At 62.2% G+C, this 8289-nt stretch carries 10 protein-coding genes; 4 read left to right on the top strand and 6 right to left on the bottom strand.

The features are described 5' to 3' along the window. From Q7T26_13165 to Q7T26_13145, 5 genes are all read right to left on the bottom strand, one after another. Window positions 1-464: DoxX family membrane protein (locus tag Q7T26_13165; protein ID MDO8533091.1), on the bottom strand; the 464-nt coding region annotated here is incomplete at its 3' end. A 52-nt stretch (window positions 465-516) separates the two neighbouring features. Beyond that, entirely contained in the window at window positions 517-696 is a 180-nt protein-coding gene (locus Q7T26_13160) for a hypothetical protein (protein MDO8533090.1), read from the bottom strand. A 3-nt stretch (window positions 697-699) separates the two neighbouring features. Continuing rightward, on the bottom strand, window positions 700-1122 hold the full coding sequence (locus tag Q7T26_13155) for a response regulator transcription factor (GenBank protein ID MDO8533089.1): 423 nt from the start codon (window positions 1120-1122) through the stop codon (window positions 700-702). A gap of 163 nt (window positions 1123-1285) precedes the next feature. Beyond that, window positions 1286-1957, bottom strand: coding sequence for a response regulator transcription factor (locus Q7T26_13150; GenBank protein MDO8533088.1), 672 nt, complete (start codon window positions 1955-1957; stop codon window positions 1286-1288). Beyond that, the gene (locus Q7T26_13145) at window positions 1954-3636 is read right to left on the bottom strand and encodes a GAF domain-containing sensor histidine kinase (GenBank protein MDO8533087.1); all 1683 of its coding nucleotides are present in this window, start codon (window positions 3634-3636) and stop codon (window positions 1954-1956) included. Before Q7T26_13145 ends, Q7T26_13150 begins: the two co-directional genes overlap by 4 nt. A 131-nt stretch (window positions 3637-3767) precedes the next feature. Here Q7T26_13145 and Q7T26_13140 point away from each other — a divergent pair, with 131 nt between their 5' ends. Beyond that, window positions 3768-3908: a hypothetical protein gene (locus tag Q7T26_13140; GenBank protein ID MDO8533086.1), complete on the top strand. Its 141-nt coding sequence runs from the start codon at window positions 3768-3770 to the stop codon at window positions 3906-3908. Here Q7T26_13140 and Q7T26_13135 read toward each other — a convergent pair. After that, window positions 3905-5188 carry an adenylosuccinate synthase gene (locus tag Q7T26_13135; GenBank protein ID MDO8533085.1) on the bottom strand — a complete coding sequence of 428 codons (1284 nt, stop codon included), beginning with the start codon at window positions 5186-5188 and terminating at the stop codon, window positions 3905-3907. The two genes, Q7T26_13140 and Q7T26_13135, sit on opposite strands and share 4 nt — an antisense overlap. Before the next feature lie 385 nt (window positions 5189-5573). Between Q7T26_13135 and rpsL the strand changes: the two genes are divergently transcribed. From rpsL to fusA, 3 genes are all read left to right on the top strand, one after another. Continuing rightward, window positions 5574-6044, top strand: a complete 471-nt coding sequence (rpsL, locus tag Q7T26_13130; GenBank protein ID MDO8533084.1) for a 30S ribosomal protein S12 — start codon at window positions 5574-5576, stop codon at window positions 6042-6044. A 9-nt stretch (window positions 6045-6053) separates the two neighbouring features. Further along, on the top strand, window positions 6054-6521 hold the full coding sequence (gene rpsG, locus Q7T26_13125; GenBank protein ID MDO8533083.1) for a 30S ribosomal protein S7: 468 nt from the start codon (window positions 6054-6056) through the stop codon (window positions 6519-6521). Window positions 6522-6565: 44 nt separating this feature from the next. After that, the coding region (gene fusA, locus Q7T26_13120; GenBank protein MDO8533082.1) for an elongation factor G at window positions 6566-8289 on the top strand (1724 nt) is incomplete at its 3' end.

Below are 8289 nucleotides of genomic sequence, written 5' to 3'. Positions count from 1 at the left end.
GTGGCCACGGCGAAGAGCATCGGATTCGTGCTCGCGGAGCCGGCCATCATGAAGTTCCAGTTCATGAGCGACCCCAGGAAAGCGGCGATGCCCACGAACGCTCCGATGATAAGGGCGACGCCGATTAGTACCTCTCCCACGGCTATCAATTTGGCGAACCACACGTAAGAGCCGCTGTCCAACAGGAACTTGATGAAGTCCCGATACCAGTCGAACACGATGGGCGGCCTGCCGGTTGCGGGGATGGCGGCCGCATTGGTCCAGTAGCCCTTGAGCGCTGCTCCGGTGTCCATCCAGCCGGGGTTGCCCAATTTGCCCGACCCGGAGATGAACCACTGGTAGCCAAGCCAGATGCGGGCGATCATCCAGAGCCACGCGAACTCGGAGGTGGCGAAGAGCCGTTGGGCCAGGGGCGGGTCTGTGGCAAATGTGACGGATCTGGGTTCCTTAGCAGTCTGTGCCATAGTAGCCTCCTTTTCCGTCCAGCCCTATTTTGCCTCGATAGTTGTACAGTGCCTACACGCGGACCCGCTGCAGCACCAGGCCCTTGACCTTGCTGCGCTTCATGCCTGCGATCTCCTCGTCAGACAGGTCCCGGTAGAATCCGCACTGGAGACAGTTCAGGAACATCCCGTAGTCGTCCCAGTCCATGTGCAGGTCCCCTTTGCACCGTGGGCAGCTTCTGAATTGGATCATGGCTTACCTCCCTTCGAACAACTGAGCCTTCCGATGTTGTGTTGCGATGCTCTTTAGATTTTTCGCGAGGTCCCGCGAGCCGATAGTCTTCTGCAAGCAGGCGCTGACGCCCGCTTCCGTGCCCAGCACCCGAACCTCATCGTCCACATATGACGTCAAGATGACGATAGGCGTCTTTGGTTGCACGCGCGCCAGATTTGCGCACAGGGCCGGCGCGCCGCTGCTCGCCATGCTCCTGATGTCCACCAGCACCAGATCCGGAGCCAGTGTCTGCGTCAGTCGAACAGCCTCCTCCGGGTTGCCGGTATGCCCGATGACCTGGAGGCCTGACTTCGATAGTCGGGCGGCGAGCTTCTCACGCACCGGCTCGTACCCGTCCACTATGAAGACCCGCAGATGGTTCACCGCTCCTCCGTCATCTGTCATCTGTTCTTATGCTGACACCATCAGTTTAAGCCCGTATTGAGAACGAAATAAGGTGCAAGAGTCACCTGTTTTGCAGCCAGATGGAACACAACATTAGGGCCGAATGGCCCTATCCTACGGGGGCCATTCGGCCCTAATCCCCTGTGTGTGACCTGCACGATGGCTAGCTGGAGGACCCGCTCCCCTCCCGGCGATGGCTCGCCAGGTAGGCCGCCGCCTCGGCGCGGCGGTTCACATCCAGCTTGCTGAGGATGGTGCTGACGTAGTTCTTGACGGTCTTGTCGCTCAGATGGAGCTTCTCGGCAATCTCCTTATTGGTCTTGCCCTCCGTCACTAGCTCCAGAATACGGTACTCCAGAGGAGAGAGGATAGAGAGCCTGTCCTGGGGCCGGGAGGGTTGGGGGGACATTAACCGCTCCAGGAGCTTCTGAGTCATGGCGGGGTCAATGAGGGACTGGCCCGCCGCAACCTTTCGAATGGCCGCCACCAACTCGTCGCTCTTGATGTCCTTGAGAAGATAGCCAGCGGCGCCGGCCTGAATAGACGAAAACAGGAACTCCTCGTCGGGGAAGGACGTGAGCATCAGGACCTTGATGTTCGGGTTCTGGGTGCGGATGGCCTGGCACGCCTCCACTCCCGTGCCATCGGGCAGCCGCACGTCCATGATCACAAGGTCCGGCTGCAGCCGCGCCGCCTCCCGAATAGCCTCCGACTTGGAGCCTGCCTCTCCTATGACGACGAACGCCCCTTTGCGCATGAGAAGTGTCCGCAGCCCGCGCCGCACGACTTCATGGTCGTCCACCAGCAAGATGCGTATCTCTGTCTGCGCGCTCATCGGCGTTGTCCTGGGGGAGAAGTGGGAAGCGGAAGGCGGAGCACCAGGCGGGTGCCCTTGCCGGGCGCCGCGTCCACGCGCAGGGCCGCGCCGAGCCGCCGCGCTCGGGCGCGAATGTTCTGAAGGCCGTGCTGGGCCCTCCCGCGCGCCAGGCGCGGGTCAAAGCCGACACCGTTGTCCCATATGCTGAGCGTGAGCCTTCCCTCGCCGGAGGTCAGCGCCATGTCCACGCGCGCGGCGCGCGCGTGCTTGAGGACATTGGCGAGCGCCTCCTGAGCGACGAGCAGTAAGTCATGCACCTGATAAGACGCCAGCTCAGGGACGGACTTGGGGCTGCTGGTGAACTCAATGTGGAACGGCGCGCGGCCGCGCATCTCCTCCACCATCTCCTCCAGGGAGCGCACCAGGTCTTTGCGGGGCACCACTCCCGTCCGGAGGGTGTGGATGTAGGCGCGAATGTCCTTGATGACGCGGTTGAGCTGCTGGACCACCGATTGCAGCTCCACCTTGACCTTGTCCGGCTCCCGCTCCACGGAGTCAATGCACGTCTCCAGAGAGAGGCCAACCGCGTAGACCTCCTGAATGACGCTGTCGTGCAGGTCGCGAGCGATCCGGTCGCGCTCCTCTCCGCGCGCCAGCCGCTCCACCTGGGAGTACAGGCGGGCGTTCTGAATGGCTGTGGCCGCCTGGTCCGCCAGGGACTCCAGAATAAACTGGGCCCTGTCCGGCACGGCGTTAGGCCTGAGGTAGTTGACGCTGAGCACGCCGTAGACCCGCTGATTGATGCGGATGGGCACGTGAATCAGCGACCGGATGCCCTCTTTAAGAACAATCCACCGGATGACTTCCTTACGTCGCAATGTATCCTGCACCACTATGCTCTGACCGGTCCCGGGTACTCGGCCGATAAGCCCCTGCCCCAGGCGGATGGTCAAGAGACGGGGCGTCAGCTTCATGAAGCCGTAGAGCGCACGGGCGCGGAGCACTCCCTTCGCCTCGTCCAGGACGAAGAGTTGAGCCTTGTCCGCCTGCAGAATGGTTGCAGCGGCTTGCACTATGCGCTGGAGGACATCATCCAGACTGAGGGAGCGGTTCAGCGACTTGCCCACCTCATACAAGGCCTGCGCTTCCCGGGCGCTCCGCTGCGCCATGGCGTACAAGCGGGCGCTCTCGATAGCGATGGAGGCGTGAGAGGCCAGGAGGAGCAGCAGCTCCTCGTCCTCCGCGCTGAAGCTGGGGGCCTCGTCCTTGCTCGTGACGTACAGCCCGCCGAACGTCCTGGTGTGAGAGGACAGCGGCACACCTAGGAAGCTGCTGATGCGCGGATAGCCAGGGGGAAATCCGGTCAGCGTGTTCTGCAATTCCAGAGCCGGGAGACGAATGGGCAGACGGTCACGGATAACGGAACCAATGAGTCCCCGCACCTCCGTTGTTGGACCCAGACCGGCGACCTCCTCCTTGGTCAGCCCGGAAGTGATAAACCGGATGAGTTGCCCCCGCTGGTCGAGCGTGACAAGGGCGGCGTGACGGGCGCCCGCGACCTCTCGGCTGACGTCGGCGGCGCCCTGGAGGATAGCGGACAAGTCTTGCTCGGACTTCAGCGCGTGGACAACCCGGTGAAGGGCATCCAGGCGCTCTTTGCCTACTCCGTCGTATCCCACGGCCAGATGGGTGATCACCGGCATCCTCCGACGCCACAAAGGCGCCTCCGTGCTGCTCTAATTTAGACGCAAGAGGCCCGCAAAATCAAGCGTCTGTGTAAACTGCCGGCATTTGCGCCGTCATTCGCTTTGAAAAAGAAGGAAGACGCATGAAGGAGACGTCCGCCCGGCGCGCGGGCGAGGGCGTCGCTCCACTCACGCACAAGAGGCGTCTCTCATGGACTCTTCTCGATGGCAACGAAGAGTCCATGATCCATGAGCGGATATGCATGCTCTCGCGAAAGACCTAGAAGGTCTGCCGGACGATGATCGTCTCTTCGCGACGCGGACCTATGGAAATTATGTCAATTGGACAGCGTATGAGCTTTTCAAGACGCTTGACGTAGGCGCGCGCCCGCTCCGGCAGAGCGTCATACGAGCGGGCGTGGCTGGTGTCAGTAAGCCAGCCCTGCATATCTTCATATACAGGCTCGCAGCGGGACAGGGTAACCGCGTCGCCGGGGAAGGTGTCAATCGTCCGGTCGCCCACCCGGTACGCCACGCAGATGCGCACCGTGGGCAGAATGTCCAGTACGTCCAGGCGCGTGAGCACCGCGGAGGTGAAGCCGTTGACCATGTTGCTGAAACGGCCGGCCACGGCGTCGAACCAGCCGCAGCGCCTCGCCCGGCCGGTCGTGGCGCCGAACTCCCACGCCCGCTGCCGGATGGTCTCACCCAGGCTGTTGCTCAACTCCGTGGGCATCGGCCCGCCGCCCACGCGGGTGGCATACGCCTTGTAGATGCCGATGACCTGGGAGATGCGCCCGGGGCTGACACCCGCACCCACGGCGGCGCCGCCCGCCACGGGATGGGAGGACGTGACGAACGGATACGTCCCATAGTCCAGGTCCAGCAGCGTCCCCTGGGCGCCTTCCAGCAGCACCAGGTCGTCGCGCTCCAGGGCATCGTACAGGACCTGTTCCGTATCGCGGATATACGGGGCCAGACGCTCCCCGTACAGGCAGCACTTCTCGTAAATCTCCTCCGGGGAGACGGGCAGCTTTCCGTACACCTTGGTCAGGATGGCGTTCTTGTACTCCAGAATGGGACGCAGCCGGGCCGGCAGGGCCTTGCGATCGGTCAGGTCGCCCACGCGGATGCCCATGCGGGCCACTTTATCCACATACGCGGGGCCGACGCCCATGCGGGTTGTGCCGATAGCCGAGTTTCCTCGACGCTCCTCCTCCAGGCCATCCAAAAGGATGTGATAGGGCATGATAACGTGAGCACGGCTGCTCACCATCAGGCGAGACGTGTCGATTTTCGCCTTCCCGAGCATGTCCATCTCCTGCAGCAGCACGTTGGGGTCCACTACGACCCCGTTGCCGATGACGCACGTAGCATGGGGCTGGAAGATGCCTGCGGGAACAAGGTGCAGGCTGAACTTGCCGTACTGGTTCATGACGGTATGGCCGGCGTTGTTGCCGCCGCCGTACCGCACGACATACTTGGCCTTCTCTGCCAGAAGGTCAATGACCTTCCCCTTGCCTTCGTCGCCCCAGAGTCCACCCACAACCGCTATGGCCGGCATAGAGAAATGCTTCCTTCCTTATGAACGCAGGATAACCCGACAGAGTATAGCAGTTAGAGCCATGACTGAAAAGGGATGCACCTATCCAGTACATGTGAAACAGGGAACAGTGCGGGCGGAACGAGTCGTGGACACGTTCCCAGTCCCGCGAGTCTGTTGATGAAAGGGGAGTCCAGCCGCCTCTCCTCTACTTCATAGATACAATAGACCTCCTGGCAGGTGTAGAGTGAACGCGCTCTCCTTTTGGCCTTTCGGTAAAAACTCGCTCCCACAACCTTGACATTCAGAGGCAAACATGATAACTTTTCTATTTGGCTGCTCGCTTGTCAACGAGCGGTTTTCCAGGTATCATAAGTTTTTGTGCATTTCGTCAGGAGACTAGCTCATGCCAACGGTAAACCAGCTCGTACGGAAGGGTCGCAAGGGGTCCCGCAGGAAAAGCAAGGCCCCGGCGTTGCGCGTTTGGCACAACGCCCTTGAGCAGAACCGTAAATTCACTGCCAAGGGTTCGCCCCAAAAGCGGGGAGTGTGCATACAGGTGCGCACCATGACCCCCAAGAAGCCGAACTCGGCGCTCCGTAAGATCGCCCGTGTACGCCTGACGAACCAGGTAGAGGTTACCGCATACATTCCCGGCGAGGGCCATAACCTGCAGGAGCACTCGGTGGTCCTGCTTCGAGGCGGCCGCGTCCCTGACCTGCCGGGCGTCCGCTACCACATTATCCGCGGCACCCTAGACTCAGCAGGCGTGCAGAACCGCCGCCAGGGCCGCAGCAAGTATGGGGCCAAGAAGGGGAAGGGTGCCGCCGCGCCCGCCGGTGGCGGAGAGACCGCCGCTCCGGCCCCGGCCCAGTAGGACAAGAACATGCGTCGTCGAAAAGCTGTACCAAGAACTGTTACTCCCGATACGCGGCACAACAGCGTGCTCGTTGCCCGGCTTATCAACAAAGTGATGATGCAGGGCAAGAAGAGCGTGGCCGAGCGCATCGTTTACCAAGCTATGGACATGACGGAGAAAGAGACCAAGAAGCCCGCTCTGGACGCGCTGGAGCAGGCCATCCGGAACGTCACGCCTCTCCTGGAAGTGAAGCCCCGCCGCGTGGGCGGCGCCACCTACCAGGTCCCCGTCGAGATCCGGCCCGAGCGACGCCTTGCCCTGGCCATTCGCTGGCTGTTGGGCGGGGCCCGCGCCCGCACGGGCAAGCCCATGGCTCAACGGTTGGCGGCGGAGATCACTGATGCCGCGCGGGGCCAGGGGTCCGCGATCAAGCGGCGCGAGGACCTGCACAAGATGGCAGAGGCCAACCGCGCCTTCGTCCACTATCGCTGGTAAAACACCTGAGAGGCTGGAGTAGCTTCCTAGCTAATTGAAATAATATGTCTAGACCTTTGCCCATCGAAAAACTCCGAAATATCGGATTCATAGCCCACATTGACGCCGGCAAGACCACGGTCAGCGAGCGCGTGCTCTTCTTCACGGGCAAAACGTACAAGCTGGGCGAGGTCCATGAAGGCACGACCGTAATGGACTGGATGCCCCAGGAGCGCGAGCGCGGCATCACCATCACCGCCGCCGCGACCACGACGGAGTGGAAGGGCTACCGCATCAACATCATTGATACGCCCGGCCACGTGGACTTCACCGCGGAGGTCGAGCGCAGCCTGCGGGTTCTGGACGGCGGCGTGGTCATCTTCGACGGCACCCAAGGCGTGGAGCCTCAGTCCGAGACAGTATGGCGCCAGGCGGACAAGTACCACGTCGCCCGGCTCTGCTTCGTCAACAAAATGGACCGCCCCGGAGCGGACTTTTTCCATACGCTCCAGACGATCATAGACCGCCTCCACGCCAACCCGGTGCCTATCCAGATACCTCTGGGCACGCTAGACAAGTTCAAGGGCTCCATTGACCTGATTGAGCAGAAAGCCTACGTCTACCAGGGCGACGAGCCTTTGCCGCCTGTCGAGGAGCCTGTTCCTGCCGAATACCAGGCCGAAGTCGCCAAGTGGCGCGCGCATTTGGTGGAAAAGGTGGCCGAGACGGACGAGAAGCTCACGGAGAAGTTCCTAGAGGGCAAGCCCATCTCCATCCCTGAGTTGAAAGCTGCCCTGCGCGCTGCGACCACGAAAAGCCTCCTTGTGCCTGTCCTCTGCGGCTCCGCTTTGAAAAACAAGGGTGTCCAGCTCTTGCTGGACGCCGTCGTGGAGTACCTGCCGTCACCCGCGGACGTACCGGCGGTATACGCAATTGACTCGCGGACTGGTCTGTCTGTGGTTCGTGAGCCCAAGGATGACGCTCCCGTGGCCGCTCTGGCCTTCAAAATCCAGACCGACCCGTACGTGGGCCGACTTGTGTTCTTCCGCGTTTACTCCGGCACCGCGAAGTCCGGAGCGGGGGTCTACAACTCCACCCGAGACAACAAGGAGCGCCTGGGCCGTCTGGTCCAAATGCACGCCCAGCACCGGGAGGAGGTGGACGCTGTGTACGCGGGAGGCATCGCCGCCGCCGTAGGGCTGAAGACCACCTTCACAGGTGACACCTTCTGCGACCCGGAGAACCCGGTCATGCTGGAGACCATCAAATTCCCCGAGCCTGTCATCTCGGTGGCCATCGAGCCCAAGACCAGAGCCGACCAGGAGAAGCTGGCGGAAGCCCTCTCCAAGCTGTCTGACGAGGACCCGACGTTCTTAGTCCGCCATGACGCGGAGACGAGCCAGACCATCATATCCGGCATGGGCGAGCTGCACCTGGACGTGCTGGTGGACCGGATGCGGCGCGAGTTTTCGGTGGAAGCCACGGTCGGCCGTCCTCAGGTGGCGTATCGAGAGGCCATCACCGTCCCCGCCAGAGCCCAGGGCCGGTTTGTTCGCCAGTCGGGCGGCCACGGCCAATACGGCGACGTCTGGCTGGAGCTGACGCCAAGAGAGCGCGGCGCGGGCTTCGAGTTCGTCAACAAGATCGTGGGCGGCGTCATCCCCCGGGAGTTTGTCCCCGCGGTGGAGAAAGGGATCAGGGAGTCCCTGGATTCGGGCGTCCTGGCGGGTTACCCCCTGGTGGATGTCCAAGCCGCCCTGGTGGACGGTAGCTACCACGACGTGGACTC

Source organism: Dehalococcoidia bacterium, assembly GCA_030648205.1.
Lineage (GTDB): Bacteria > Chloroflexota > Dehalococcoidia > JAUSIH01 > JAUSIH01 > JAUSIH01.
This window is presented reverse-complemented; position numbering and strand designations above follow the sequence as displayed.

Coding starts and splice junctions, on each gene's coding strand:
- Q7T26_13160 (MDO8533090.1), bottom strand. CDS start 696: ATGATCCAATTCAGAAGCTGCCCACGGTGCAAAGGGGACCTGCACATG.
- Q7T26_13155 (MDO8533089.1), bottom strand. CDS start 1,122: ATGACAGATGACGGAGGAGCGGTGAACCATCTGCGGGTCTTCATAGTG.
- Q7T26_13150 (MDO8533088.1), bottom strand. CDS start 1,957: ATGAGCGCGCAGACAGAGATACGCATCTTGCTGGTGGACGACCATGAA.
- Q7T26_13140 (MDO8533086.1), top strand. CDS start 3,768: ATGAAGGAGACGTCCGCCCGGCGCGCGGGCGAGGGCGTCGCTCCACTC.
- Q7T26_13135 (MDO8533085.1), bottom strand. CDS start 5,188: ATGCCGGCCATAGCGGTTGTGGGTGGACTCTGGGGCGACGAAGGCAAG.
- rpsL (MDO8533084.1), top strand. CDS start 5,574: ATGCCAACGGTAAACCAGCTCGTACGGAAGGGTCGCAAGGGGTCCCGC.
- rpsG (MDO8533083.1), top strand. CDS start 6,054: ATGCGTCGTCGAAAAGCTGTACCAAGAACTGTTACTCCCGATACGCGG.